The organism is Pseudomonas sp. GL_117 (assembly GCF_057835125.1).
Window position 1 is genome coordinate 3895805 of record NZ_CM174418.1, and the last position, 26160, is coordinate 3921964.

Below are 26160 nucleotides of genomic sequence, written 5' to 3' on the forward strand. Positions count from 1 at the left end.
TTGCGTCCCCACCGCCCAGAGACTGCGCCGTTCATGCATACCCTCGCCCAACTCAAGGCCGGCCAACTGGCTGGCATCACGCGCCTGGACCTGTCCTGCGGGCTGACGGAATTCCCCCGGGAAATCTTCGCGCTGGCCGACTCCCTGGAAATCCTCAACCTCAGCGGCAACGCCCTGAGCCACCTGCCTGAGGACCTGCACCGCCTGCCGCACCTGCGCGTGCTGTTCTGCTCGGACAACCGCTTCACCGAACTGCCGCCATGCCTGGGCCAGTGCGCCAAGCTGAGCATGATCGGCTTCAAGGCCAACCAGATCACGCAGGTGCACGCCGCCGCACTGCCGCCACTGCTGCGCTGGCTGATCCTCACCGATAACCAGATCAGCCAATTGCCCAGCGAATTGGGACGGCGCCCCTTGCTGCAAAAACTGATGCTGGCCGGCAACCAACTGACGCACCTGCCGGAAAGCCTGGCCGACTGCCACAACCTCGAACTGCTGCGCATCGCCGCCAACCGCTTCACCCGCCTGCCGCAATGGCTGCTGACGCTGCCAAGCCTGACCTGGCTGGCGTATGCCGGCAATCCGGTGGAAATGGCGGTGGAGCTGCCTGGCGATGACAGCACGCCGAATATCCCCTGGTCCGAACTGGAGCTGGCCGAAGTGCTGGGCGAAGGCGCCTCGGGGGTGATCCATAAGGCGCTGTGGAAAACCACGGGGCAATCCGTCGCGGTGAAGCTCTACAAAGGCACCATCACCAGCGACGGCTCGCCCCTGCATGAGATGCAAGCGTGCATCGCCGCCGGGCTGCACCCCAACCTGATCAAGGTCGAAGGTCGCGTGATCGGCCATCCTGAGGGTCAAGCGGCGCTGGTGATGGACCTGATCGACCCGAGCTACCGCAACCTCGCCGCCCTGCCGAGCCTGGCCTCGTGCACCCGTGACATCTACGCACCGGGCACCGTGTTCAGCCTGGAGGTGGCGTTGCGCATGGCACGGGGCATCGCCTCGGTCGCCGCGCATCTGCACCGGCATGGCATCACCCATGGTGACCTGTATGGCCACAATATTTTGTGGAATGAAGCCGGTGATTGCCTGCTTGGGGATTTTGGCGCGGCGTCGTTCCATGCCACGACGGATACCGAGGAGACCCGGGCGTTGCAGCGCATTGAAGTGAGAGCGTTTGGGGTGCTGTTGGGAGAGTTGTTGGCGCGGGTCGAGACCCGGGTGAGTGACGAGCTGATCGGGTTGCGCGAGCGTTGCTGCCAACCTGATGTGCTGGCGCGTCCAGGTTTCGCAGAAATCGAAACCTTGCTAAGCGCTATCGGACACCACTAACCCCATGTGGGAGCGGGCTTGCCCGCGAAAGCGGTGTGTCAGTCAAAGGTGTTCCAACTGATCCCGCGCTTTCGCGAGCAAGCCCGCTCCCAGATTTCGGATTGCATGTGGTCTGCTGGAATCAGCCAGCCAGGCCGACGAACATGTCCTGCACGTCGTCGTGGTTGTCCAGGCCTTCGAGGAAAGCCTCGACTTCGGCCATCTGCTCATCGCTCAAACCGCTCACCGGGTTCTTCGCGAGGTAGCCCAACTTGGCCGACAACACGGTGAAACCCTGCTCCGGCAGTGCTTTCTGTACCGCATCCAGGTCAGTGGTCTCGGTGATGAACAGGGTGGTGCCCTCTTCTTCACCGGCTTCGAAATCCTGGGCACCGGCTTCGATCGCGGCCATTTCAGGATCAGCGTCCGGCGTGTCCGCCGAGGCTTCGATCAGGCCGACATGGTTGAAGTCCCAGGCCACGGAGCCGGAAGCACCGAGTTGGCCCTTGCGGAACGCCACGCGGATTTCCGCCACGGTGCGGTTGATGTTGTCGGTCACGCACTCGACGATCAGCGGCACCTGGTGCGGCGCGAACCCTTCGTAGGTCACGCGGTGGTACTGCACGGTTTCACCCAGCAGGCCTGCGCCTTTCTTGATCGCGCGGTCCAGGGTTTCCTTGGGCATCGAGGCCTTTTTGGCCTGTTCCACCACCAGACGCAGGTGGGCGTTGGTGGAGGTGTCGGCGCCGTTGCGGGCAGCGATGGTGATTTCTTTCACCAGCTTGCCGAAGATCTTGCCCTTGGCATTGGCTGCCGCTTCTTTATGTTTGACTTTCCACTGTGCGCCCATGACTCACTCTCTTCTGTCCATCGCGCCCAAACGTCTACTGGCGGGCGCTTTGGGGGCAGAGTTTATAGGGCAAAAACGCAACGTTCCACCAAAAAACCGTCAGGGCGCCAACTCGAAAAATGCCTGGATCAAGCGCAATGAGCGACGCCGCTCCAGGCAGCCGAGCAGATGGCGGTTGACCAAGCCGTCACCTTGCAGGGGAATCGCCCGCACCCGTGGGTCGGGGCTGACTTCCATCGACGACACCACCCCCACGCCCAGTTCAGCGGCGACGGCCTCGGTCACCGCCTCGCGGCTGTCCAGTTCCAGCAACACCTTGGGCTGCACAGCGGCCGCCTGACAGGCCTCATCAAAAGTGCGCCGGGTGATGGAGGTCGGCTCACGCAGCACCATGATCACCCCGTGCAACTGCTCCAGCGCAATGCCCTCGGGCTGCATCGCCCAGGGGTGGCTGACCGGCACCAGCGCGCAGATCCGCGATTCACTCAACGCTTGCAGATGCAGGCCGTTGCGCGGTTCCACTTCGGTCAACACCGCCACATCCGCGTGCTCCGAGAGTAACGCCGCCAGGGTTTCCTGGGCGTTGCCCAGGCGCAGGTTGACGGTGATGCCGGGGTAGCGCGCACGCAGGCTGGCGAGCATCGGCATCACCAGATGCGGGCCGTCGGCCGCCACTTCGAGGCGCCCGCTGAGCAACTGGCGATTGGCCTCCAGCATCGTCTGCGCCTCGTCCACCAGGCCGAAAATCGCCCGGGTGATCGCCGCCAAACGTGCGCCCTCTTCGGTCAATTCCACCCGTCGCGCGGTACGGCGCAGCAAGGGGATCTGGTAGTGCTCTTCCAGGGCCTTGATGTGCCCGGTCACCGCCGGTTGGCTGATAAACAGCCGCGCCGCCGCCCGGGTAAAGCTGCCCTCGCGGGCCACGGCATCGAATGCACGCAGTTGGAACAGGTTCATGGTTATCGGCCTCACTGATAGCTCGCATAACAACAAACAATTTGATTGATAACAAGCCAAACTGCAATTTAGGCGCCGTAGCTTGAATCGATGGCTTGACGAGGATTTGCAATGACCGCGCCTGTACTGCTCACCCCCGGCCCCCTGACCACCTCTGCCCGCACCCGCCAGGCGATGCTGGTGGACTGGGGTTCCTGGGATGAGCGCTTCAACCAACTGACCGCCAGCGTCTGCGAGCAATTGCTGGCGATCATCGACGGCGCCGACAGTCATCACTGCGTACCGTTGCAGGGCAGCGGCACCTTCGCCGTCGAAGCCGCCATCGGCACGCTGGTGCCCCGCGAGGGCAAGGTGCTGGTGCTGATCAACGGCGCCTACGGCAAGCGCCTGGCGAAGATCTGCGACGTGCTGGGCCGTGCCGTCAGCACCTTTGAAACCGCCGAAGGCCAACCCACCACCGCCACCGATGTCGACCGCCTGCTGCGCGCCGACCCGCGCATCAGCCACGTTGCCTTGATTCACTGCGAAACCAGCACCGGCATCCTCAACCCGCTGGCCGCGATCGCCGACGTGGTCAAGCGCCACGGCAAGCGCCTGATCATCGACGCCATGAGCTCCTTCGGCGCACTGCCCATTGACGCCCGCGCCGTGCCGTTCGATGCGCTGATCGCCGCCTCGGGCAAGTGCCTGGAAGGCGTGCCGGGCATGGGCTTTGTCTTTGCCGACAAACAGGCCTTGGCCGCCGCCCAGGGCAACTGCCACTCCCTGGCGCTGGACCTGTTCGACCAGCACGCGTACATGGCCAAGACCGGCCAATGGCGCTTCACCCCGCCGACCCACGTGGTCGCCGCACTGCATGAAGCGCTGGTGCAATACGCCGAAGAAGGCGGCCTGCGCGCACGCCATCAACGCTATGCGCGCAATTGCCAGGCGCTGCTGGACGGCATGGCCGACCTGGGCCTGCGCAGCTTTCTGCCGGCGGCGATCCAGGCGCCGATCATCGTCACGTTCCACGCCCCGCACGACCCGCGTTACCAGTTCAAGGACTTCTACGAACGGGTCAAGGCCAAGGGTTTCATCCTCTACCCCGGCAAATTGACCGAAGTCGACACCTTCCGCGTCGGCTGTATCGGCCATGTCGACACCCCGCAAATGCGCGCCGCCATCACCGCCATCGGCGACGCACTGCGTGCCATGGGCATCACCCCTTCCTCTATTGGATCGCCAGCATGAACTATCAGACCCCCAACACCCTCCAGGCCGTGATCCTCGACTGGGCCGGCACCGTGGTCGACTTCGGCTCCTTTGCGCCCACGCAGATCTTTGTCGAGGCATTTGCCGAGTTCGACGTGCAAGTCTCCATCGAAGAAGCCCGCGGCCCGATGGGCATGGGCAAGTGGGACCACATCCGCACCCTGTGCAACCTGCCGCAGGTGGCCGAGCGCTACCGCCAGGCATTCGGGCGCACGCCAACGGATGATGACGTGACGGCCATCTACCAGCGCTTCATGCCCTTGCAGATCGAGAAGATCGCCGAGCACTCGGCGCTGATCCCCGGCGCCCTCGACACCATTGCCCGGTTGCGCTTGCAAGGGCTCAAGATCGGTTCCTGCTCCGGCTACCCCAAGCAGGTGATGGACAAGGTGGTCGCGCTGGCCGCCACCAACGGCTATTACGCCGACCATGTGGTCGCCACCGACGAAGTGCCCAACGGCCGCCCCTGGCCGGCCCAGGCCCTGGCCAACGTGATCGCCCTGGGCATCGATGACGTGGCCGCCTGCGTGAAGGTCGACGACACCGTGCCGGGCATCCTCGAAGGCCGCCGCGCCGGGATGTGGACCGTCGCGCTGACCTGCTCCGGCAATGCGCTGGGCCTGACCCATGAGCAGTTCCGCGCCCTGGACGCGAGCACCTTGGCCAGTGAACGCACGCGCATCGAAGCACTGTTCGCAGGCTCGCGCCCGCACTACCTGATCGACACCATCGCCGAGTTGCCAGCGGTGATCGCCGAGATCAACGCACGGCTGGCCCGTGGGGAAATTCCGCAAGCTCACTGATAGAGGTCAAGACAACGGCATTTACCCCAGGCAAAGCGCTCAAAACCGGCATACAGTTAAGTCACTGCGTCACTGAAGAACGCAATGCTGTTCCGTGAAGAAACTGTAGCTGTGGCGAGGGTGCTTGCTCCCATTGGGGCGCGAAGCGGCCCTGAACAGAGGGACTGCTGCGCAGCCCAACGGGAGCAAGCGCCCTCGCCACAGGTTTGCCCTGATGAGTGAGGAACACAGCGATGCCGTGGAAAAACTCCGATACGCGTTACAGCACCATGTCGATTGCGTTGCACTGGTTGATGGTGGTGCTACTGGCGGTGGTCTACGCCTGCATTGAATTGCGCGGCCAGTTCCCCAAAGGCAGCGGGGCGCGAACCCTGATTGTCGAGATGCACTTCATGTTGGGCCTCACCGTGTTTGTGCTGGTGTGGCTACGCCTGTTTGCACGCAGCCTGGGGGTGGCGCCGAAAATTGTGCCGACGCCGCCGAAATGGCAGAGCCTGTTGGCGACGCTGATGCACGTCGCGCTGTACGCACTGATGATTGGCATGCCGATCGCCGGTTGGCTGGTCGTCAGTGCCGAAGGGCACTCGGTGATGTTCTATGGCATTGAATTGCCGCCGTTGATCGCGGAGAACAAGGCACTGGCCAAAGAAATCGAGGGCTGGCATGTGTGGTTCGGCAAGGTCGGGTATTGGTTGATTGGGTTGCATGCATTGGCGGGGATTTTTCACCATTACATCCTGCGCGATAACACGGCCTTGCGCATGATACCCGGCAAGCGCGCTACCCCATGAAGCCCCGGCGGCCCTGAAGGCCGCCAGTGTGGATGAAGATCAGGCGGGTGCCGGGCCGAAAACGCCCGGCTTCGATCTGCTGCTTCAAGGCCAGCAGCGCTTTGCCGGTATAGAGCGGTTCCAGGGGCAGGCCGCAGGCCTTTTCTGTTTGCTCGATAAAGTCCAGCAGCAGCGGATCGACCTTGGCAAAACCACCTCGGCTGGCGTCCAGCAGTTCATAACCGCCCTGCACGATAGCCTCCACGTTCTGCGCCACACCATGGTCGTCCGGTACCGCCATAGCGCCGTACACCGGGTGCGCGCCCGCCTCCGCCAATGCCAATCCGGCCAACGTGGTGCCGGTGCCCGCCGCCAGCCACCAGGCGTCGTAGTCGGCCCAGCCCAGCACGTGCAACTGCGCGCGAACCTGCTCGATGAGCACGCCGCAACCTGTTGCACCGGCGAGCCCGCCGCCACCTTCGGGCACCGCATGCAGATCGGGATATTGCTCACACCACGGCGTCCAGAACCCCGGCTCATGCCGCGCGCGATAGCCGCCATAACCCAGCCAGTGCAGTTGCATGCCGAAGGCTTTCAGGTCGAGTACGGTGGGCGTGTCCTGGGGATGGCCGCGCAGCAGGCCCACAGTCGGAAAACCAAAGCGCTTGCCCGCCGCCGCCAGCGCGTGCAGATGGTTGGAGTAGGCGCCGCCCAGGCTGATGATGCCTTGGGCGTTGTGCGCCTGCGCCAGGTGCCCGCTGAGCTTGAACCACTTGTTGCCGCTGATCAGCGGGTCGATGCGATCCAGGCGCAGCACGGCCAACTCGACGCCTTGCAGCCAGTCCAGGCGCAAGGGTTCAAGGGGAGCGTGGGGAAGCCAGTCAAACGGGCCCATCAGGTGCATCTCTGTGCGCAAAGGGCCCGTAGTCTATGTGCCTTACAGCTCGGCGGCCAGTCGCGAGCCCTGGTTGATCGCGCGTTTGGCGTCCAGCTCGGCCGCCACATCTGCGCCGCCGATCAGGTGCACATGCTGGCCCGCTGCGAGCAAACCGTCCTGCAACTCGCGCAGCGGGTCCTGGCCGGCGCAGATGACGATGTTGTCCACCGCCAGCACCTGGGGCTCGCCCTCGGCGCCGATGCGGATATGTAAACCTGCATCGTCGATCTTCAGGTATTCGACGCTGTTGAGCATCTGCACCTGCTTGTTCTTCAGACCGGTGCGGTGGATCCAGCCGGTGGTCTTGCCCAGGCCGTCGCCGACCTTGGAGGCCTTGCGTTGCAGCAGGAACACTTCACGCGCCGGCGCATGTACTTGCGGCTTGATCCCGGCTACACCACCACGGGCCTGCAACTGGGTGTCGATGCCCCACTCTTTCCAGAACGCTTCGCGGTCAAGGCTGGTGGACACACCCTGATGCACGAGGAATTCCGAAACGTCGAAACCGATACCGCCCGCGCCGATCACCGCCACGCGCTTACCCACCGGCTTGCGTTCCAGGATCACATCCAGGTAGCTCAACACCTTGGCATGTTCGATGCCCGGGATCGCCGGGGTGCGCGGCGCAATACCGGTGGCCAGGATGATCTCGTCGTAACCGCCGGCTTTGAGTTGCTCGACGTCGACGCGGGTATTGAGGCACACCTCCACATGGGTGGTTTGCAATTTGCGCTTGAAGTAGCGCAGGGTTTCGAAGAACTCTTCCTTGCCCGGTACACGCTTGGCGATATTGAACTGGCCGCCGATTTCGCTGGCGGAATCGAACAGCGTCACCTGATGCCCCCGCTCGGCGGCAACCGTCGCCGCAGCCAGACCGGCAGGCCCGGCGCCCACCACCGCGATCTTCTTGATCTGCTTGACCGGCAGGTAGTTCAGCTCGGTCTCGTAGCACGCCCGCGGGTTGACCAGGCAAGTGGTCAACTTGCCGCCAAAGGTGTGGTCCAGGCACGCCTGGTTGCAGCCGATGCAGGTGTTGATTTCATCGGCACGTCCAGCGGCGGCCTTGTTGACGAATTCCGGGTCGGCCAGGAACGGCCGCGCCATGGAGACCATATCGGCATCGCCTTCAGCAAGGATCTGCTCGGCGATTTCCGGGGTGTTGATACGGTTGGTGGTGATCAGCGGGATCTGCACCGCGCCACGCAGCTTGGCGGTGACTTTGCTGAACGCGCCACGCGGCACCTTGGTGGCGATGGTCGGGATCCGCGCTTCGTGCCAGCCGATGCCGGTGTTGATAAGCGTCGCACCGGCCTGCTCGATGGCTTTGGCCAACTGCACGATCTCTTCCCAGGTGCTGCCGCCTTCTACCAGGTCGAGCATCGACAGGCGGAAAATGATAATGAAGTTCGGGCCTACCGCCTCACGCACACGGCGCACGATTTCCACGGCCAGGCGCATGCGGTTTTCGTAGCTGCCACCCCAACGGTCGGTACGGTGGTTGGTGTGGGCGGCGAGGAACTGGTTGATGAAGTAGCCTTCGGAACCCATGATTTCCACGCCGTCGTACTCGGCGACCTGGGCCAGCAACGAGCAGCTGACGAAATCCTGGATCTGCTTCTCGATGCCCTCTTCGTCCAGCTCCTTGGGCTTGAACGGGTTGATCGGCGCTTGGATCGCGCTCGGTGCAACCTGCTTGGGGCTGTAGGCATAGCGACCGGCGTGGAGGATCTGCATGCAGATCTTGCCGCCGGCGTCGTGCACGGCCTGCGTCACGATCTTGTGCTTTTGCGCCTCGTCGTCGGTGGTCAACTTGGCCGCGCCGGCATACACCCCGCCTTCATCGTTCGGGCCAATGCCGCCGGTGACCATCAGGCCCACGCCGCCACGGGCGCGCTCGGCGAAGTAGGCCGCCATGCGCTCGAAACCGCCGGGTTTCTCTTCCAGGCCGGTGTGCATCGAGCCCATCAAGGTGCGGTTGCGCAGGGTGGTAAATCCCAGGTCCAACGGGGCCAACAGGTGCGGGTAGGCAGCAGCGGTCATGGTACAGCTCCACAACGGATCATCACGGGACGTGGCGCACTCGAACGGTGTGCCATCGGTTTATGTCCCACAGACTAAGAGGCACTGGACTACGGCTCAATGACCGAAACTGACAAGTTATTGATCCAAATGCGCAGCGCCCCTTGGCAAGCCGCCCCATGGGCCCTACCCTAGTCGGCGAACCCTGCACACGGTCTGTTGTCTGTTGCCCCATGCGTAAACTTCTAGCTTTTACCGTCTCCCTGGCCCTGGTTGCCGCCGTCGCCACGTATCTGGTCTGGACCCAGGAGCGCCCTGTGGCGCATTACCTGTCGGACCTGCGCATTACCCTTGCGGTGAACGAAGGGGTGCCGGCCGATCGTGGCAACCTGCTGGGCATCCAGCCGGAATTGTTCCCTGCCGACTACCAGAGCCTGGAACGCCTGCACCTGAAGCTGGCGGCCTATCTGCAAAATGCCCGGGATCAGGGGCTGATCAACCACAAGACCATCGTGGTGCTGCCGGAACATATCGGCACCTGGCTGATGCTCACCGGCGAAAAAAATGAGGTCTACCAGGCCCTGCACGCGAAGGATGCGATGAACTGGCTGTCGGCCAGCAACCCCCTGCTGTTCGCCCGTGCCTGGATCAGCGCCACCGGCGACAACCGCATGGACGATGCCTACCTGCGCATGAAAGCCTCCGGCATGGCGCGGGACTATCAGTTGGTGTTCGGCGGTTTGGCCAAGGAGTTCGGCGTCACCCTGGTGGCCGGCTCCATTGCCCTGCCCAACCCGAGTGTGAGCCAGGGGCAACTGCAGGTCGGCCATGGCGCGCTGTACAACGCCAGCCTGGTGTTCAGCGCCGAAGGCCTGCCGGTGGGCCAGCCGCAGCGCCAGCTCTACCCGATCTACGATGAGCGCGGCTTTATCACGCCAGGCGATGAGAACGTCGTCAGCGTGGTCGACACCCCGGCCGGCCGCCTCGGCGTGCTGGTAGGCAGTGACAGTTGGTATCCGGACAACTACCGCAAACTCAACGAACAAGGCGCGCAACTGATCGCAGTGCCGGCCTTTGTGCTCGGTCGCGATACCTGGGACCGACCGTGGCGCGGTTTCAAAAGCGTGTCGACACCGCCGGAAATCAGCCTCAAGCCCGAAGAGCTCAGCGAAGGCGAGGCCTGGCGCCGCCTCACCCTGATCAGCCAACAACCCATCAGCCAGGCAACCGCCGGCATGAGCGTGTTTTTGCGCGGGCAATTCTGGGACCTGGGCACCGCCGGCCACAGCTTCCTGAGCGACAACGGGCAGATCAGCGCCGACGGTGAAGCCCGTGGCGCGCGCATGTTGAATGTCTGGCTGTGAAGCCGGTGCGCCTGGGGGATCTGTCGGTGGGCTTTGTGCACACCCTTGCAGATGCCATTCAAAGCCACGGCCTGGACCCGCAACCGCTACTGCTGCAATACGGCCTGGACCCTGCGCGCCTCGCCGAAGCCGGTGCGCGGTTATCGATCCCCCGTTACATGCGCCTGGGCCACGCGGCCATCCAGCTCACTGGCGACCCGAGCCTGGGCCTACGCATGGGCCAGCTCAGCCGGCTGAGCCAGGCGGGCCTGGCCGGGGTCACCGCCGCCCAGGCGCCCAACGTTCGTGAAGCCGCACGCACGCTGACGCGTTTTGAAGCGTTGTACGGCTCCAACTATCGCGGGCAATCGAGTTTTCATGAGGACGCCGAAGGCGCCTGGCTGCGCTTCTATTCCATCAGCCCCTACAACGCCTATAACCGCTTTGTGGTGGATTCGATCATCGCCGGCTGGCTGCACCAGCTATCGAGCCTGGCCCAACAGCCGGTGCAGGCACAACGCATTGAAATCGAATTTGAAGCACCGGACTACAGCGAACAATACAACCGGCTGGGCGACAGCCCGGTGCAGTTTGGTGCCGCGTCGAATCAGCTGCGCCTGAACCAATCCACCCTGGCCCTGCGCAATCCACAGCATTGCCCCAGTACCTGGCATTTGTTGTTGCAATTGTGTGAACGGGAATTGGAGCAGTTGACCCGCACCCGCAGCCTGCGCGAGCGCATTACCCGGTTGCTCGGGCCGATGCTCAATGGCGGCCGGGAACCCGACCTGGAAGAAGTGGCGGCACGCTTGAAGCTGCCGACCTGGACATTGCGCCGCAAACTGGCCGACGAAGGTACCCAGTTCCGCGCGATTCTCAACGACACCCGCCGCGACCTGGCCATGACCTACATTCGCGATACGGAGTTGGCGTTCGGCGAGATCGCCTACTTGCTCGGGTTTGCCTCGGCCCAGGCGTTTCAACGGGCGTTCAGGCGATGGAACAACCAGACCCCAGGGGAATTTCGCCGCAGTCAGCGGCATTCCGCCTGAAGTCGGTCTTACAGCTCGGTGGCATCGTCTGCGGGTTCCAGCGGGTCCAACTCAATCGCGCGATACTCGAGCAGTTCTTCCTGGTAGTCGTCCATGCTTGGCTCCTTGTCTGATTGAAAGCGGTTGCAGATAAATGACCTGCCTGACCAGCCTAAAGTGCCGTTATGACGAAAAAAAGTCAGCGTCATGACGTTCCTGCACCTCAGGATTAAACGTAGCAGCGTTGTGTCGATTTAGCACTTGGGGTTTTAGTTGCAATTGCAATTATATGTGAAACTCCATTAGGGTACGGCCATCCGTCTTCAGGGAGCCCACCCATGCCCGCCTCTACTGCCCACGCCGCACAACTTTGCATCGCGGCGCTCGATAGCGCCGCGCACTCGCACAATTCGCCGCTATACACGGTGATGTCCATGGCCAACACCCTGGAATCGAGCAGGCAGGCCTGGGTGATTCGCGCTCAGTCCCGCTCGCGGCGGGTAGGCAGCTGGCCCACCTGGTTCGCGCGCAATACCGCGGAAAAACCGCTGCTGTACCTGCACAGCGCCGCGTCGTCGGCGCAATTGTGTGCGCTGTCCGGGCAGACGGCTCAGCGCGGCATTCTGTGCAATGACATCGAAAACCATCCTTCCGCCTGGCCCAAGGGCGCACAACCGTCCTTGCCGTTGTGGCTCGCCACCAACCCGCATTGCATGCCGTACGATCCGGCTTCGGGCGCAGAAACCCGGGCGATTGTGCTGGCGGGGTTGCAGGCACTGTATGTCGACGGCAAACCTGGGTTCTATTACCTGGCGCTGCATGATCAAGACGGTGCGCGCACCTTGAGCGAGCAAGACCGTGAGGACGCGCTCAAGGGCATGTATCCGCTACAGCGAGGGCATACGGGAGATGTGCGCTTGCTCGGCGCCGGTCAGGCGCTTGAAGAGGTCGTCCACGCCGCGCGGCTGCTCAAGCAAGATTGGAATATCCGCGCACAACTATGGAGTTGCCCCAGCTACACGCGCCTAGCCCGTGAAGCGGCAGGCGCTGAACGCTGGAACCGCCTGCACCCCACAGCGCCCCGGCGCGGTTGCCACTTGCGCAGTTGCCTGTCGGGGAGTGACGCGCCGGTGATCGCTGTCACAGGTTACCCGCAGCCGATCGTTGATCAGTTGGCGGGGTATGTGGATGCCCGGTTTGTACCGCTGGGGGCGGGAACGGTGCAGGCTTCGGCGCCGAGTCGGTATTGGATTGTGGTGGCGGCGCTCAGGGCTTTGGCCGATGAGGGGCGTATAGATTCACAGCAGGTAGAAACGGCAATGGCCCGCTATCCACTGTCATGAAGTGGACTGCAAGGTTCTTCAGGTCTTGCTGCGACTGCGCACTGCCAACGTGGCCGTGCGCTCCAGGGTATCGGCAAACACCTGGCGCTGCTCCGGTTCAATTTGCGACAGGAACAACTCATCCACCGTGCTTTCGTAGATCTTCCACATTTTCTTGCGCAGCACTTTGCCCGCCTCCGTGATGGTGGCGAATGACCCGCGGCCATCGCCGTCAAAACGCGAACGCACCACCAGCCCGTCTTTTTCCAGGCGGTCCACCAGCCGCGTGAGGTTGTAGCGCTCGATGGCCAGTACATCCGCCAGTTCATGCATGCGGCGGGTGCCCTCGGGGCCGCTTTCCAGGCCCCACAAGGCGTCGTACCAGGCATACGCCGGCAATCCGGCAGCGGCCAGGCGCCGTTCGATTTCACGGATGACGGTCCTGTGGGCCCTGACAAAACGGAACCATACATCCGGCTCTTTCGACGACATGCAACACCATCCGGGGAATTTCAAGAAGGTTGCAATAGTAGCTCATCCCGCGTTAGATTCGGCCATGTAGTTGTAATTGCAACTATATGGCCGACACTCCCACAAAGAGCCCGCCACCTGACATCCACCTACCCTGGAGCCTCACATGTCCCCGAACAACGCAGTCAGACACGACGACGACCCACAGGAAACCCGCGAGTGGCTGGAGTCCATCGAATCGGTGTTGTCCACCGAAGGCCGCCCGCGCGCCCACTACCTGATCGATCAGTTGCTGGATTTCGACGTTGCGCGCCACGGTGATTTCTACGGACGGGTGACCACCCCCTACGTCAACACCATTGCGGTGGACCGCCAATTGCCCTACCCCGGCAACCTGGCCATCGAGCGGCGCACCAATGCCTACATCCGCTGGAACGCCATGGCCATGGTGTTGCGGGCGGGCAAACACTCCGGTGTCGGTGGGCATATCGCTACCTATGCGTCAGCCGCTGTGCTGTATGACGTAGGTTTCGACCACTTCTTCCGTGGCCGAACCGACACTTTTGACGGCGACCTGGTGTACATCCAGGGCCACTCCTCACCCGGCATCTATGGCCGCGCCTATCTCGAAGGCCGCATCAGCGAGGCGCAACTGGACAACTTCCGTCGCGAGGCCGGTGGCGAGGGTATTTCCTCGTATCCGCATCCACGACTGATGCCGGATTTCTGGCAATTTCCTACGGTGTCCATGGGCCTCGGGCCGATCACCGCGGCGTACCAGGCGCGCTTTATGCGTTACCTGGAATTACGCGGCCTCAAGCAGCACCAGGGCCGTAAAGTCTGGGCGTTCCTGGGCGACGGCGAGATGGACCAACCGGAATCCCTGGCGGCCATTTCCCTGGCCGGGCGCGAGAAACTCGACAACCTGATCTTTGTCGTCAACTGCAACCTGCAACGGCTGGACGGCCCGGTACGCGGCAACGCCAAAGTGATCCAGGAATTCGAAAGTCTGTACCGCGCCGCCGGCTGGAACGTGATCAAGGTCATCTGGGGTGGCGGCTGGGATGCCCTGCTGGAGAAAGACCAGACCGGCCTGCTGCGCCAACGCATGATGGAATGCGTGGATGGCGACTATCAAAACTACAAGTCCCAGAACGGCGCCTACGTGCGTGAACATTTCTTCGGCAAATACCCGGAGCTGCTGGCACTGGTTGCAGATATGTCCGACGACGACATCTGGAAGCTCTCACGAGGCGGGCATGATCCGGACAAGGTCTATAACGCCTACGCCGCCGCCATGCGTCACACCGGCCAACCCACGGTGATCCTGGCGAAAACCGTCAAGGGCTTCGGCATGGGCGAAGCCGGCGAAGGCCAGAATATCAATCACCAATTGAAGAAAATGGGCGCTGATGCCGTGAAAGCGTTTCGCGACCGCTTCGACCTGGAAGTGGCCGACGAACAACTCGCCGAGATTCCCTACATCAAACCTGCCGCCGACAGTGAAGAGGCGCGCTACTTCGCCGCCCGCCGCCAGGCGTTGGGCGGCTATGTGCCTGAGCGTCACAGCGCCGTGGAGTCGCTGCAGATCCCTGAGCTATCGGCCTTCGGCGCCCAGCTCAAGGACACCGGCGAGCGCTCGATTTCCACCACCATGGCCTTCGTGCGCATTCTCGGCACGCTGCTCAAGGACCCGCACCTGGGCAAACTGATAGTGCCCATCGTGCCGGATGAATCGCGCACCTTCGGCATGGAAAGCCTGTTTCGCCAGATAGGCATCCACTCTGCCGTCGGACAGCTCTATACGCCGCAGGACGCCGGGCAATTGAGCTACTACAAGGAGAGCAAGGACGGGCAGATCATGCAGGAAGGTCTGAACGAGTCCGGCGCGATTTCCGCATGGATTGCGGCGAGTACGTCCTACAGCAACCACGGTTTGATGACCGTGCCGTTCTACATTTTCTATTCAATGTTCGGCTTCCAGCGCATCGGTGACTTGGCCTGGGCAGCAGGCGATGCGCGGGCACGGGGTTTCCTGCTGGGAGCCACCGCCGGACGTACTACGCTGATGGGCGAAGGCTTGCAGCATGACGATGGTCACAGCCATATCCTGTCGTCGGTGATTCCGTGCTGCGTGTCCTACGACCCAACCTTTGCCTACGAGCTCGCGGTAATTATTCGCGAGGGCATGCGGCGCATGTATGTCGAGCAGGAGGACATTTACTACTACATCACCCTGCTCAACGAAAACTACCCGCACCCTGCGATGCCAGACGGTGTGGAGGATGGCATTCTCAAGGGCATTTACCCGCTCACCCAACACGCGCAGGCCCAGGTACAACTGATGGGCAGCGGTTCGATCCTGCGGGAAGTGATTGCGGCTGCCGAGTTACTGGAGAAGGATTTCTCCGTGCACAGCACTGTGTGGAGCGCGACCAGCCTCACCGAACTGCGCCGTAACGGGCATGAGGTGGAACGCTGGAACCTGTTGCACCCGCAGAGCGAGCCCCGAGTGAGCTATGTCGAACAATGCCTGGCCGGTCAAACCGGGCCGGTGGTGGTGGCGACGGACTACATGAAGTTGTTTGCCGATCAGATTCGCCCGTTCGTCCCCGGCCGCCGCTTTGTTGCCTTGGGCACCGATGGCTTTGGGCAATCGGATACGCGGGAAACCTTGCGTGCGCTCTTCGAGGTGGACCGCCACTTCATCGCACTGGCGGCGCTCAAGGCGCTGGCGGATGACGGCGTGATCGGTCGCGATAAAGTCAGTGAAGCGATCAGACGCTACGGGATCAACGTCGACAAGGCCAACCCCGTGACGGTCTGATTTACGGCGCCGGTGTCGGCAGGGGCGCAATTGCTTCTGTTGGTGCCGGTAGCGCCGGGTTGCTGGTCGCCGGTGCGGCGGCAGGCTCTTGCTGCGGCGCAATCGGCGCGGGTTCCACAGGCGGCGCAAGCGGTTCTGAAACGGCAGGCTCTTCCTTCGGCGCCTCGACCTTCTCGGCAGCCGGAGCGACTTTAGGCTCTGGCACGCCCAAGTCAGCTTTCGGCTGCTCGGGAATATGCTCGGCCTTTTTCACTTCCTGGGGCAGGAACACATCCACCAGCGCAAAGTAACGCTCGTAGAACTTCGGCGCCGAGACGGTCTCGCTTGCGACTTTGACCATTGAGTCATCGGTGGAGCCAATCGGCATCGACACCGAACCCAGCACGCCAACGCCCAGGCTCGCGGAGTTGTTGACCTTCTTCAGCGCGTAGCGATCCTGCAAGGCGTTGGCGAACATCGTCGAGTGGTTGGTGCCTTTGCCATCATCGGCGCACACCACGTTGAAGCTGATCTGCAGATGGGTCTCGCCGGTCTGCTGGAAACTCTTGTTACCCACCACCAACTTCGGATCGCTGCTGGTGATGATGTAGCCCTGGCTGAGCAGGGCGCGTCGCGCCGCTTCGCACGCCGCCACATCACTGACCGGATAGGATCGGGAAAAGGTGCCGGAATCGTCGAAATTCTCATGTTCATAAATAGCGGTCTTGGGTGACGAGCAGCCCGCGGCGCCCGCCAGCACCAGCGCCAACCCAAGGCTGCGCAAGTGAAATGATGTCGACATTGAAAATCCTGAGCAAAACAGTTCGGGCGGTATTGTGCAACAGAACGAGGCCTTGGCGCGCGCATTCCTGTCGGTAAAACGTCACAGCCTTACGTCGTGGGCCCCGCAGGAAAAAGCCCTGCGCACATATGATCAATAAATACGCGCAATTTGGCCGAGGCGTGGCGACTTGATGGCCACAGCAGCCAGAAACTGCCACGGTGTTCCAGGTAGTCATCCAGCACCCGCTGCAAGCGCCCTTCCCGCACGGCGTGGTTGACCATGTAATCGGGCAGGCAGGCGATGCCCAACCCCTCGTGCACCACATGGTTGAGGGACTCGATGGTGGTGCTGACCAGCGGTGCACGCAGGATCGGTTCTGCCGCGCCGGCTTCGAGGCGCAAGGGCCAGGGCTCCAGCTTGCCGGTCGCACAGAACTTGTGCCGCAGGCACGCGTGATCGTTCAAGTGCCGCGGCTGTTGTGGGGTGCCGTGTTCCTGGAAATACGCCGGCGTACCCACCAGCACCAGTTGGTAATGCCCCAGGTGGCGTGCCATCAGGCGCGAATCTTCCGGCTTGCCGGTGCGAATCACCGCGTCGAACCCTTCCTCGATCACATCCACCATGCGGTCGGAAAAATCCACATCCAGCTCGATCTGCGGATAAGCCCGCATGAAGTCGCTGAGCACCGGCATCAATAAACCGCGTACCTGCGGCACACTGATGCGTAGTTTGCCCCGAGGCGTGGCGCTGGCGTCGGTCAGCTCGCGCTCGGCGGCCTCGACTTCAGCCAAGATGCGCCGTGAACGCTCAAGGAACAGCGCCCCTTCGGCGGTCAAGGTGATACTGCGCGTACTGCGGTGGAACAGGCGCACACCGAGACGCTCCTCCATGCGTGCGATGCTTTTGCCTACAGCCGAGGAGGAAATCCCTAACACTCGACCGGCAGCGGTAAAACTGCGGGCGTCCGCCACCTGCACGAATACCGAAAGGCTGCCCAGACTGTCCATGATGTGGCCCTAAATTGCGGACACTGATGTCCGATAAGTTCGGAACCTTAGCCTGTTTTTCCGCCACCCACAGCCCCCTACCCTGTCTCCTGGCCTTTTGCAGGGATACAGCGTTATGACATCACTTACCGAGTCCACCCCGACAGCCCAGCATGATGGGTTGCCGCTGGGCGGTTTATTGGCACTGGCGTTTGCCGGATTTATCACCATCCTCACCGAAGCCATGCCCGCCGGGCTGCTGCCACAAATGGGCGAAGGCCTGGGTGTGTCACCCGCGCTCGTCGGCCAATTGGTCACGCTTTACGCCTTGGGTTCCTTGCTCGCGGCCATCCCGCTGACGATGTGGACCCGTGGCTGGCGCCGACGGCCATTGCTGCTGGTGGCCATTGGCGGCTTTGCCGTGGTCAACAGCATCACCGCATTCTCCAGCCATTACGGGCTGACCCTGGTGGCGCGCTTTTTCGCCGGAGTTTTCGCTGGGTTGCTCTGGGCGTTGCTGGCGGGTTACGCAAGCCGGATGGTCGCGCCACATCTGCAAGGTCGAGCGATTGCCTTGGCGATGCTGGGGGCACCGCTGGCGTTGTCGCTGGGGGTCCCTGCGGGGACTTTGCTCGGCACCGTCGTAGGCTGGCGCCTGAGCTTTGCGATCATGACCGGGCTGACGCTCGTGCTGCTGATCTGGGCCCGCTGGACCTTGCCGGACTTTGCCGGGCAAACCGCAGGCAAACGCCTGGGGTTGCGTCAGGTACTGACCCTGCCCGGGATTCGTCCGGTGTTATGGGTAACGTTTACCTACGTGCTGGCCCACAACATTCTCTATACCTACGTCGCCCCGTTGTTGGTGCCCGCCGGACTTGCGGGCGAGATTGACCGCGTACTGCTGGTGTTCGGCTTGGCCGCGCTGTTGAGCATCTGGCTGACGGGCGTGTTGATCGATCGCTGGCTGCGCAAGCTGGTGCTGATCAGTTGCGCGTTGTTCGGGCTGATCGCCCTGGCGCTGGCATTCTGGATCACTTCGCCGAGCGTGATCTACCTCTGCGTGGCCTTGTGGGGCCTGGCGTTCGGTGGCCTGCCAGCCCTGCTGCAAACGGCACTGGCCAAGTCAGCCGGCGACTCGGCGGATGCCGCGCAATCGATGCTGGTCACCGTTTGGAACCTGGGCATCGCGGGTGGAGGATTGGTCGGCGGCGTGTTGTTGCAAGGCTGGGGCGTGATTGCATTTCCATGGGCGGTGGTGGTGTTGATGCTCCTGGCTCTTTGCAAACGCCCATGAAAAAGCCCCCGGTCTTTTCAGGCCGAGGGCTTTTTATTCAAGCGGGCATCAGAATTTCTTGATGTCAGCCTGGGTTTCCAACTGCTTGCGGTACGCAGCAAAGTCCTGCTGGCCACTGCGGGAAGCGAGGAAGCGGCGGATTTGCGCCTTTTCTTCGTCCGTCGGGGCAACAGCCTCGTTGACGCCATTCAAGCGCACGATCACCAGGCTACCGTCAGCCAGGGTCACGGTGGTAAAGGTCGGCTTGTCCTTGGCCGCAGGCTTTGGCATGCGGAACAGGGCTTGCAGCACGGCTGGGTCGATAGATTCCTGATTGCGGGTGGCCGCTTCAGTCACTTTCCACGCCTGGCCGTCGATGGCTTGATTCAGCGGGGTCTTGCCATCACGCAGGCTGGCGATCAACTCGTCAGCGTGAACCTTGGCCGCCGCACTGGCACGTTCCTTGGTCATCTGGGCGCGAATCGCCGCTGCAACGCTTTCCAGCGGCAGTTGCGTTGGCTTCAGATGCTCTTTGGCACGCAGTACGATGATGGTTTCCGGGTCCAGTTCGATGGCGCTGCTGTTGGCACCCTCATCCAGCACTTCCGGGCTGAACGCTGCGGTGATCACGGCACGGTTGGCCGTAATGCCTTCGCCACCTTCACGGCCAAACGGCGCGGAGGTGTGCACGGTCAGCTTCAGGTCGGACGCTGGCTGGGCCAGGTCGGAGGCTTCGAATGCCGCATCTTCCAATTGCTTGGTCGCTTCGACAAAACGCTGCTCAACCTGTTGGGTCTTGAGGTCGCGGGTCAGCTTGTCTTTCAGGCTGGCAAACGATGGCACTTGAGGTGCTTCAACGCCCAACAGCTTGATCAGGTGCCAACCGAAGGTCGAACGAACCGGCGCCGACACCTGATCCTTGTTCAACGCGTACAAGGCAGTTTCGAAGTCTGGATCGTAGACGCCAGGACCGGCAAAACCGAGGTCGCCGCCGTTGTTGGCCGAACCGGGGTCCTGGGAGAACTCCTTGGCCAGGGCTTCGAACTTCTCGCCCTTGGCCAGGCGCGCCTGGATGTCTTCGATCTTCGCCTTGGCTTGCGCGTCGGTGACCTTGTCGTTGACTTCAATCAGTATGTGCGCGGCACGACGCTGTTCAGCGAGGTTGGCGGTTTCTTTCTGATAGGCAGCCTGCAGATCTTCGTCCTTGACGCTGACTTGATCAAAGAACGATGCCTTCTTCAGCTCCAGATAGTCGATGACCACTTGGTCCGGCGTCATGAACTCTTTGGCGTGCTGGTCGTAGTAAGCCTTGACCTCATCGTCGGTGAGCTTCACCGCGGCCGGGTTGGCCTTGATATTGACGGTGGCGAAATCGCGGGTCTGTTTTTCCAGACGGGCGAATGCCAGCACTTCGGCATCGGTGACGAAACTGCTGCCGGCAATGCCTGCGCGAACCTGGCCGATGAGCATTTCCTGGGTCAGCATCTGACGGAATTGCATACGGCTGTAGCCCAGCTGACGGATCACCTGATCAAAGCGCTCGGGGCTGAACTTGCCATCCACCTGGAACTCGGGAGTCAGCAGGATCGTTTGATCCAGTGCCGCCTCGGAGAAGCCGAACTTGGAGTCGGCAGCGCCTTGCAGCAACAGCTTGCGATCGATCAGCCCCTTGAGGGCCGCTTCGCGCAGCAGTTTTTCGTCCAACAGTGAAGCATCGAAATCCTTGCCCAGCTGTTGCATCAGCTGACGGCGTTGCATGTCGACGGCCTGGCTCAATTCGGTTTGAGTAATCTCTTCACCGTTGACCTTGGCCACGTCCTGCTTGTTGTTACCCGATGCCTGGAAAATGGCCTCGATACCGGTGAACGCCATCAACGCGACGATGATCCCGATAATGGTCTTGGCAATCCAGCCTTGTGAATTGTCCCTGATATTTTGCAGCATGCGTCCCCCAGAAACGGTTGAACTTCAAAAATTGGCAACCGTGGAGCGTGGGTAGAGTACGGATATAAGAAAGGCGCATCCAAGGATGCGCCTTCTCGCAACTGGCGGAGCGGACGGGGTTGGTATCTGCCCCCGGCTTGGCGACCCGATGGATACATGGGTCTGCTGCCGCTCCGCTGCCAGGTCGAACCTGCGTTCGACCCGGGTAGGTAAAGGCTGGATCGAAGCTTAGTTAACGGCTTCTTTCAGGGCTTTACCGGCTTTGAAACCTGGTTTCTTGGCAGCAGCGATTTGCAGTGCTTTGCCAGTCTGTGGGTTACGGCCAGTGCGAGCTGGGCGGTCGGTCACAGAGAAAGTACCGAAGCCTACCAGTACTACGGAGTCGCCGGCCTTCAGAGCGCCAGTGACGGATTCGATTACTGCATCCAGCGCACGGCCAGCAGCAGCTTTCGGGATATCAGCGGATGCAGCGATAGCATCAATCAGTTCCGACTTGTTCACTCTAAGTCCCCTTATATATCTATTGAGTATGATTCTAAGTTTTTTGGTAAACAGCAAAAATCAGTGCTGAATGGCCTACAGACACTTATAAGAGCCGCTTTATAACAAGGGCTCTAAAAAGCTGTCAAGGAAGCCCCCAGGCTTATTCGCATTAATGCGTGCTAATTCTTTCCTTGGAATCAGACTCGCGCTTTTCATCCTTTGCGACTATCTCCGGAGCCACATCCGGCAAGGGCTCCGGCGCGTATTGCAGCGCAATTTGCAGGACCTCGTCAATCCATTTAACCGGTTTAATCTGCAGATCCTGCTTGATGTTGTCAGGAATTTCCTTCAAGTCGCGAACATTCTCTTCAGGAATGATCACGGTCTTGATCCCGCCACGGTGTGCCGCAAGCAATTTCTCTTTCAAGCCACCAATGGCCAGTACCTGACCACGCAAGGTAATTTCGCCGGTCATGGCCACGTCAGCTCGCACAGGAATACCAGTCAACGCCGACACCAGGGCCGTGCACATGCCTACACCTGCGCTAGGACCATCCTTCGGGGTCGCCCCTTCCGGCATGTGGATATGCGTATCGTGCTTCTCGTGGAAGTCCAGGGGAATCCCCAGGCTCTTGGCGCGGCTGCGCACCACGGTCTGTGCGGCGGTGATGGATTCGACCATCACGTCACCCAGCGAACCGGTCTTGATCAGCTGGCCTTTGCCAGGGATCACCGCGGCTTCGATGGTCAGCAATTCGCCACCCACCTGGGTCCACGCCAGGCCGGTGACCTGACCGACTTGATCCTGCTGCTCGGCCAGGCCGTAGCTGAATTTACGCACGCCGAGGAAGTGTTCCAGGGAGTCAGCCGTGACCTTCACCGAGAAGCGTTTTTCCAGTGCATGTTCCTTGACCGCCTTGCGGCAGATCTTCGCGATCTGGCGCTCCAGGCCCCGTACACCGGCCTCGCGGGTGTAATAACGCACGATGTCGCGGATGGTCCCGACCTCGAATTCGATCTCGCCCTTCTTCAGGCCGTTGGCAGAAATCTGCTTGGGCGCGAGGTATTTGACGGCGATGTTGATCTTCTCGTCTTCGGTGTAACCCGGCAGACGAATCACCTCCATCCGGTCCAGCAAGGCTGGCGGGATGTTCATGGAGTTGGAGGTGCACAGGAACATTACGTCAGACAGGTCGTAGTCGACTTCCAGGTAATGGTCGTTGAAATTGTGGTTCTGCTCAGGGTCGAGCACTTCGAGCAAGGCCGATGCCGGATCGCCACGCATGTCGCTGCCCATTTTGTCGATTTCATCGAGCAGGAACAGCGGGTTGCGCACACCCACCTTTGTCATCTTTTGAATCAATCTTCCTGGCATCGAACCGATGTAAGTACGGCGATGACCACGGATTTCCGCCTCATCACGCACGCCACCGAGGGCCATGCGCACGAATTTGCGGTTGGTCGCATTGGCAATCGATTCGGCCAGGGAGGTTTTACCCACACCCGGTGGACCGACCAGGCACAACACCGGACCACGAATTTTCTTCACGCGCTTTTGCACCGCGAGGTATTCGAGGATGCGTTCTTTGACTTCCTCAAGACCGTAGTGGTCGGCATCAAGGATGTCTTCGGCACGGGCCAGGTCCAGGCGCACTTTGGTCTGGGCCTTCCAAGGCACCTGCACCAGCCAGTCGATGTAGGAACGAACCACGGTGGCTTCGGCCGACATCGGCGACATCTGCTTGAGCTTGTTCAACTCGGCAGTGGCCTTGGTCAGGGCGTCTTTAGGCAGGCCGGCGGCATCGATGCGCTTTTTCAGCTCCTCGATTTCGTTGTGGCCTTCCTCGCTGTCGCCGAGCTCTTTCTGAATGGCCTTCATCTGCTCATTCAGGTAGTACTCGCGCTGGCTACGCTCCATTTGTTTCTTCACACGACCACGGATGCGCTTCTCGACCTGCAGCAGGTCGATTTCGGCATCCAGCAGCGCCAACACGTGTTCAACACGGGTCGACAGGTCGATGATTTCGAGGATGTCCTGCTTCTGCTCGATCTTCAGCGCCATGTGCGCGGCCATGGTATCGACCAGGCGGCTTGGCTCATCAATGCTATTGAGGGACGACAGGACTTCAGCCGGGACCTTCTTGCCCAACTGCACATACTGCTCGAACTGCGAGAGCAGGCTGCGTACAAAGACTTCGGATTCGCGCTCCGGCGCTTCGACTTCGTCGATCAGCGCCACTTCAGCGCGCAGGTGGCCGTCCACCTCCATGAAGCGCTCGACCGCACCGCGCTGCTCGCCTTCGACCAACACCTTGACGGTGCCATCAGGCAGCTTGAGCAATTGCAGGACAGTGGCAATGGTGCCGACGCGATACAGGGCATCTTCGCCCGGATCATCATCAGCGGGATTCTTCTGGGCCAACAGCAGGATTTGCTTGTCGCCCGTCATCGCGGCTTCGAGCGCCTCGATTGACTTCTCGCGCCCCACGAACAGCGGGATAACCATGTGCGGATAGACGACGACATCACGCAACGGCAGGAGAGGCAATTCAATGGTGGTCTTCATGATTTCGCCTCTATGACAGATGAAAAATAAGCTTGAAACCAAGATGGGGGCTGCATGCAAAAAAAACAAGCTTAATGCCAGCAGGAAAACGCAGGAAAAATCCCGCAATTAAAAGTGAGTGCAAAAACAAAGGGGCCCCTAGAGGCCCCTTGTTTGTAAAGCAACTGCAAAACGCTTACGCGTCTGGCGCAGCCTTGGCAGTCGGCTCACTGTTTTCGTAGATATACAGTGGCTTGGACTTACCTTCTATAACGCTTTCGTCGATCACCACTTTACTCACCTCGGACTGCGAGGGGATTTCGTACATGGTGTCGAGCAACACGCCTTCCAGGATGGAACGCAGACCACGTGCACCGGTCTTGCGCTCCAGCGCCCGCTTGGCCACCGATTTGAGCGCGTCGGTACGGAACTCGAGGTCCACACCTTCCATCTCGAACAGCTTGGCGTATTGCTTTGTCAGGGCGTTTTTCGGCTCGGTGAGGATCTGAATCAGAGCAGCCTCATCCAGCTCATCCAACGTCGCCAGGACCGGCAGACGACCAACGAATTCCGGGATCAGACCGAACTTGACCAGATCGTCAGGCTCGACTTCACGCAGGGACTCGCCAACCTTCTTGCCTTCTTCCTTGCTGCGTACTTCCGCACTGAAACCAATACCACCACGGGTGGAACGTTGTTGAATTACTTTTTCCAGACCAGAGAACGCGCCGCCACAGATAAACAGGATGTTACGCGTATCAACCTGTAGGAATTCCTGCTGCGGGTGCTTGCGGCCGCCTTGTGGCGGTACAGAAGCAACTGTGCCTTCGATCAGTTTCAACAGGGCTTGCTGCACGCCTTCACCGGAAACGTCCCGGGTGATCGACGGGTTGTCGGACTTGCGCGAGATCTTGTCGATTTCGTCGATGTAGACAATACCCATCTGGGCCTTCTCTACGTCGTAGTCGCACTTCTGCAGCAGTTTCTGAATGATGTTCTCGACGTCTTCACCCACGTAGCCAGCCTCGGTGAGGGTGGTGGCGTCGGCGATGGTGAACGGAACGTTCAGCAGGCGAGCGAGGGTTTCTGCAAGCAGGGTTTTACCCGAGCCTGTAGGACCGATCAGCAAGATGTTGCTCTTGCCGAGTTCGACCTCGTCACCTTTCTTGTCACGCTGGTTCAAGCGCTTGTAGTGGTTGTACACCGCTACGGCCAGAACCTTCTTTGCACGCTCTTGACCGATGACATATTGGTCAAGGATGCCGCTGATTTCTTTAGGCGAAGGCAATTTATGCGCACTGCTCTCGGCCTGGGCTTCCTGCACCTCCTCGCGGATGATGTCATTGCACAGGTCGACGCACTCGTCGCAGATAAACACCGAGGGGCCGGCAATCAACTTGCGCACTTCATGCTGGCTTTTGCCACAGAAGGAGCAATAGAGCAGCTTGCCGTTGTCCTCGCCGTTGCGGGTGTCAGTCATTCGTTCGATCCAAATCCGATAGGCTTGCAACACAAGATGAAGGCTTATGCGGGCTTTTTCAAGCCCGCAAGTGGTCGGGTATGCCGACCAGCCCTATTTTGAGCGGCTTAATTAAGCTGGGCGACGGTCAATCACTTTGTCGATCAGGCCATAGGCTTGCGCGGCTTCGGCACTCATGAAGTTGTCACGGTTGGTGTCGCGCTCGATTTCTTCCAGGGTGCGTCCGCTGTGCTTGGCCATCAGCGTGTTGAGACGCTCACGGATAAACAGGATTTCCTTGGCATGGATCTCGATGTCCGACGCCTGGCCTTGGAAACCGCCCAGTGGTTGGTGAATCATCACGCGCGAGTTCGGCAGGCAGAAGCGCTTGCCCTCGGCACCCGCGGTCAGCAGGAATGCGCCCATGCTGCAGGCCTGGCCAATGCAGGTGGTCGACACGTTCGGCTTGATGAACTGCATGGTGTCGTAGATCGACATACCCGCCGTCACCGAACCGCCTGGGGAGTTGATGTAGAGATGGATGTCCTTGTCCGGGTTTTCGGCTTCAAGGAACAGCAGCTGCGCACAGATCAGGTTGGCCATGTAGTCCTCTACGGGGCCAACCAGAAAGATCACTCGCTCCTTGAGCAGGCGCGAGTAGATGTCGTAGGCGCGTTCGCCACGAGCGGACTGCTCTACAACCATCGGGACCAGGCCGCCAGCGGCCTGGATATCAGAGTTCTGCTGAATATAGGAATTACGGAACATGCTCTGCAGTTACTCCCAAATAGTCATGTCTTGAAAACGCA

The 26160-nt window shown here is 61.0% G+C and carries 22 protein-coding genes; 9 read left to right on the top strand and 13 right to left on the bottom strand.

Annotated features, from left to right (window positions below; translation table 11 throughout):
• Window positions 1–33 precede the first annotated feature (33 nt).
• Window positions 34–1335, top strand: a complete 1302-nt coding sequence (locus AC3ISR_RS17555) for a protein kinase (RefSeq protein WP_192296633.1) — start codon at window positions 34–36, stop codon at window positions 1333–1335.
• A 121-nt stretch (window positions 1336–1456) separates the two neighbouring features.
• Here the strand turns inward: AC3ISR_RS17555 and AC3ISR_RS17560 are convergent, their stop codons facing one another.
• Both AC3ISR_RS17560 and AC3ISR_RS17565 read right to left on the bottom strand, forming a co-directional pair.
• Entirely contained in the window at window positions 1457–2164 is a 708-nt protein-coding gene (locus tag AC3ISR_RS17560) for a YebC/PmpR family DNA-binding transcriptional regulator (RefSeq protein ID WP_192296634.1), read from the bottom strand.
• A gap of 99 nt (window positions 2165–2263) precedes the next feature.
• Window positions 2264–3121, bottom strand: coding sequence for a LysR substrate-binding domain-containing protein (locus AC3ISR_RS17565; RefSeq protein WP_192296635.1), 858 nt, complete (start codon window positions 3119–3121; stop codon window positions 2264–2266).
• 111 nt (window positions 3122–3232) lie between these two features.
• Here AC3ISR_RS17565 and AC3ISR_RS17570 point away from each other — a divergent pair, with 111 nt between their 5' ends.
• The 3 genes from AC3ISR_RS17570 (at window position 3233) to AC3ISR_RS17580 (ending at window position 5969) form a co-directional block, all read left to right on the top strand.
• The gene (locus tag AC3ISR_RS17570) at window positions 3233–4354 is read left to right on the top strand and encodes a 2-aminoethylphosphonate--pyruvate transaminase (RefSeq protein ID WP_192296636.1); all 1122 of its coding nucleotides are present in this window, start codon (window positions 3233–3235) and stop codon (window positions 4352–4354) included.
• Entirely contained in the window at window positions 4351–5178 is an 828-nt protein-coding gene (gene phnX, locus AC3ISR_RS17575) for a phosphonoacetaldehyde hydrolase (protein ID WP_463983547.1), read from the top strand. The genes AC3ISR_RS17570 and phnX overlap by 4 nt, the downstream gene beginning before the upstream one ends.
• Window positions 5179–5411: 233 nt before the next feature.
• Complete coding sequence (locus tag AC3ISR_RS17580; protein ID WP_192296638.1) at window positions 5412–5969, top strand: cytochrome b; 558 nt, start codon at window positions 5412–5414, stop codon at window positions 5967–5969.
• Here AC3ISR_RS17580 and AC3ISR_RS17585 read toward each other — a convergent pair.
• Window positions 5959–6843: a 1-aminocyclopropane-1-carboxylate deaminase/D-cysteine desulfhydrase gene (locus tag AC3ISR_RS17585; protein WP_463983546.1), complete on the bottom strand. Its 885-nt coding sequence runs from the start codon at window positions 6841–6843 to the stop codon at window positions 5959–5961. The genes AC3ISR_RS17580 and AC3ISR_RS17585 overlap by 11 nt on opposite strands.
• A 42-nt stretch (window positions 6844–6885) precedes the next feature.
• On the bottom strand, window positions 6886–8925 hold the full coding sequence (locus AC3ISR_RS17590) for an oxidoreductase (RefSeq protein WP_463983545.1): 2040 nt from the start codon (window positions 8923–8925) through the stop codon (window positions 6886–6888).
• Between the two features lie 212 nt (window positions 8926–9137).
• Between AC3ISR_RS17590 and AC3ISR_RS17595 the strand changes: the two genes are divergently transcribed.
• Both AC3ISR_RS17595 and AC3ISR_RS17600 read left to right on the top strand, forming a co-directional pair.
• A complete protein-coding gene (locus tag AC3ISR_RS17595) occupies window positions 9138–10268 on the top strand; it encodes a carbon-nitrogen hydrolase family protein (protein WP_192296641.1) in 1131 nt (376 codons plus the stop codon).
• On the top strand, window positions 10265–11299 hold the full coding sequence (locus AC3ISR_RS17600) for an AraC family transcriptional regulator (RefSeq protein ID WP_192296642.1): 1035 nt from the start codon (window positions 10265–10267) through the stop codon (window positions 11297–11299). The genes AC3ISR_RS17595 and AC3ISR_RS17600 overlap by 4 nt, the downstream gene beginning before the upstream one ends.
• A gap of 8 nt (window positions 11300–11307) precedes the next feature.
• Here AC3ISR_RS17600 and AC3ISR_RS17605 read toward each other — a convergent pair whose 3' ends face one another.
• Complete coding sequence (locus AC3ISR_RS17605) at window positions 11308–11487, bottom strand: hypothetical protein (protein ID WP_192297246.1); 180 nt, start codon at window positions 11485–11487, stop codon at window positions 11308–11310.
• Window positions 11488–11616: 129 nt separating this feature from the next.
• Between AC3ISR_RS17605 and AC3ISR_RS17610 the strand changes: the two genes are divergently transcribed.
• Window positions 11617–12621 carry a transketolase-like TK C-terminal-containing protein gene (locus AC3ISR_RS17610; protein WP_192296643.1) on the top strand — a complete coding sequence of 335 codons (1005 nt, stop codon included), beginning with the start codon at window positions 11617–11619 and terminating at the stop codon, window positions 12619–12621.
• An 18-nt stretch (window positions 12622–12639) separates the two neighbouring features.
• Here AC3ISR_RS17610 and AC3ISR_RS17615 read toward each other — a convergent pair whose 3' ends face one another.
• Window positions 12640–13092 carry a MarR family winged helix-turn-helix transcriptional regulator gene (locus AC3ISR_RS17615; protein ID WP_192296644.1) on the bottom strand — a complete coding sequence of 151 codons (453 nt, stop codon included), beginning with the start codon at window positions 13090–13092 and terminating at the stop codon, window positions 12640–12642.
• Between the two features lie 145 nt (window positions 13093–13237).
• Between AC3ISR_RS17615 and aceE the strand changes: the two genes are divergently transcribed.
• Window positions 13238–15898, top strand: a complete 2661-nt coding sequence (aceE, locus tag AC3ISR_RS17620) for a pyruvate dehydrogenase (acetyl-transferring), homodimeric type (RefSeq protein ID WP_489324392.1) — start codon at window positions 13238–13240, stop codon at window positions 15896–15898.
• 1 nt (window position 15899) lies between these two features.
• Here the strand turns inward: aceE and AC3ISR_RS17625 are convergent, their stop codons facing one another.
• Window positions 15900–16679, bottom strand: coding sequence for a DUF2242 domain-containing protein (locus AC3ISR_RS17625; protein ID WP_192296646.1), 780 nt, complete (start codon window positions 16677–16679; stop codon window positions 15900–15902).
• A gap of 89 nt (window positions 16680–16768) precedes the next feature.
• Window positions 16769–17668 (bottom strand): LysR family transcriptional regulator, encoded by a 900-nt coding sequence (locus AC3ISR_RS17630; RefSeq protein ID WP_463983543.1) that lies wholly within the window; start codon window positions 17666–17668, stop codon window positions 16769–16771.
• A gap of 115 nt (window positions 17669–17783) precedes the next feature.
• Here AC3ISR_RS17630 and AC3ISR_RS17635 point away from each other — a divergent pair, with 115 nt between their 5' ends.
• Window positions 17784–18941, top strand: coding sequence for an MFS transporter (locus AC3ISR_RS17635; protein ID WP_463983542.1), 1158 nt, complete (start codon window positions 17784–17786; stop codon window positions 18939–18941).
• Window positions 18942–18989: 48 nt separating this feature from the next.
• On the opposite strand, the gene AC3ISR_RS17640 is transcribed toward AC3ISR_RS17635, so the two are convergent.
• From AC3ISR_RS17640 to clpP, 5 genes are all read right to left on the bottom strand, one after another.
• Window positions 18990–20864, bottom strand: coding sequence for a SurA N-terminal domain-containing protein (locus tag AC3ISR_RS17640; RefSeq protein ID WP_463983541.1), 1875 nt, complete (start codon window positions 20862–20864; stop codon window positions 18990–18992).
• A gap of 228 nt (window positions 20865–21092) precedes the next feature.
• Window positions 21093–21365 (bottom strand): HU family DNA-binding protein, encoded by a 273-nt coding sequence (locus AC3ISR_RS17645; RefSeq protein WP_003174819.1) that lies wholly within the window; start codon window positions 21363–21365, stop codon window positions 21093–21095.
• 151 nt (window positions 21366–21516) lie between these two features.
• Entirely contained in the window at window positions 21517–23913 is a 2397-nt protein-coding gene (gene lon, locus AC3ISR_RS17650) for an endopeptidase La (RefSeq protein ID WP_192296650.1), read from the bottom strand.
• 175 nt (window positions 23914–24088) lie between these two features.
• Complete coding sequence (gene clpX / locus AC3ISR_RS17655) at window positions 24089–25372, bottom strand: ATP-dependent Clp protease ATP-binding subunit ClpX (RefSeq protein WP_003238279.1); 1284 nt, start codon at window positions 25370–25372, stop codon at window positions 24089–24091.
• Between the two features lie 111 nt (window positions 25373–25483).
• Window positions 25484–26119, bottom strand: a complete 636-nt coding sequence (gene clpP, locus AC3ISR_RS17660; protein WP_071487154.1) for an ATP-dependent Clp endopeptidase proteolytic subunit ClpP — start codon at window positions 26117–26119, stop codon at window positions 25484–25486.
• Window positions 26120–26160 lie beyond the last annotated feature (41 nt).

What these genes read in the sequence shown, in the direction of transcription:
- AC3ISR_RS17555 (WP_192296633.1), top strand. Translation starts at nt 34, where the DNA reads ATGCATACCCTCGCCCAACTCAAGGCCGGCCAACTGGCTGGCATCACG.
- AC3ISR_RS17560 (WP_192296634.1), bottom strand. Translation starts at nt 2,164, where the DNA reads ATGGGCGCACAGTGGAAAGTCAAACATAAAGAAGCGGCAGCCAATGCC.
- AC3ISR_RS17565 (WP_192296635.1), bottom strand. Translation starts at nt 3,121, where the DNA reads ATGAACCTGTTCCAACTGCGTGCATTCGATGCCGTGGCCCGCGAGGGC.
- AC3ISR_RS17570 (WP_192296636.1), top strand. Translation starts at nt 3,233, where the DNA reads ATGACCGCGCCTGTACTGCTCACCCCCGGCCCCCTGACCACCTCTGCC.
- phnX (WP_463983547.1), top strand. Translation starts at nt 4,351, where the DNA reads ATGAACTATCAGACCCCCAACACCCTCCAGGCCGTGATCCTCGACTGG.
- AC3ISR_RS17580 (WP_192296638.1), top strand. Translation starts at nt 5,412, where the DNA reads ATGCCGTGGAAAAACTCCGATACGCGTTACAGCACCATGTCGATTGCG.
- AC3ISR_RS17585 (WP_463983546.1), bottom strand. Translation starts at nt 6,843, where the DNA reads ATGGGCCCGTTTGACTGGCTTCCCCACGCTCCCCTTGAACCCTTGCGC.
- AC3ISR_RS17590 (WP_463983545.1), bottom strand. Translation starts at nt 8,925, where the DNA reads ATGACCGCTGCTGCCTACCCGCACCTGTTGGCCCCGTTGGACCTGGGA.
- AC3ISR_RS17595 (WP_192296641.1), top strand. Translation starts at nt 9,138, where the DNA reads ATGCGTAAACTTCTAGCTTTTACCGTCTCCCTGGCCCTGGTTGCCGCC.
- AC3ISR_RS17605 (WP_192297246.1), bottom strand. Translation starts at nt 11,487, where the DNA reads ATGACGCTGACTTTTTTTCGTCATAACGGCACTTTAGGCTGGTCAGGC.
- AC3ISR_RS17610 (WP_192296643.1), top strand. Translation starts at nt 11,617, where the DNA reads ATGCCCGCCTCTACTGCCCACGCCGCACAACTTTGCATCGCGGCGCTC.
- AC3ISR_RS17615 (WP_192296644.1), bottom strand. Translation starts at nt 13,092, where the DNA reads ATGTCGTCGAAAGAGCCGGATGTATGGTTCCGTTTTGTCAGGGCCCAC.
- aceE (WP_489324392.1), top strand. Translation starts at nt 13,238, where the DNA reads ATGTCCCCGAACAACGCAGTCAGACACGACGACGACCCACAGGAAACC.
- AC3ISR_RS17625 (WP_192296646.1), bottom strand. Translation starts at nt 16,679, where the DNA reads ATGTCGACATCATTTCACTTGCGCAGCCTTGGGTTGGCGCTGGTGCTG.
- AC3ISR_RS17630 (WP_463983543.1), bottom strand. Translation starts at nt 17,668, where the DNA reads ATGGACAGTCTGGGCAGCCTTTCGGTATTCGTGCAGGTGGCGGACGCC.
- AC3ISR_RS17635 (WP_463983542.1), top strand. Translation starts at nt 17,784, where the DNA reads ATGACATCACTTACCGAGTCCACCCCGACAGCCCAGCATGATGGGTTG.
- AC3ISR_RS17640 (WP_463983541.1), bottom strand. Translation starts at nt 20,864, where the DNA reads ATGCTGCAAAATATCAGGGACAATTCACAAGGCTGGATTGCCAAGACC.
- lon (WP_192296650.1), bottom strand. Translation starts at nt 23,913, where the DNA reads ATGAAGACCACCATTGAATTGCCTCTCCTGCCGTTGCGTGATGTCGTC.
- clpX (WP_003238279.1), bottom strand. Translation starts at nt 25,372, where the DNA reads ATGACTGACACCCGCAACGGCGAGGACAACGGCAAGCTGCTCTATTGC.
- clpP (WP_071487154.1), bottom strand. Translation starts at nt 26,119, where the DNA reads ATGTTCCGTAATTCCTATATTCAGCAGAACTCTGATATCCAGGCCGCT.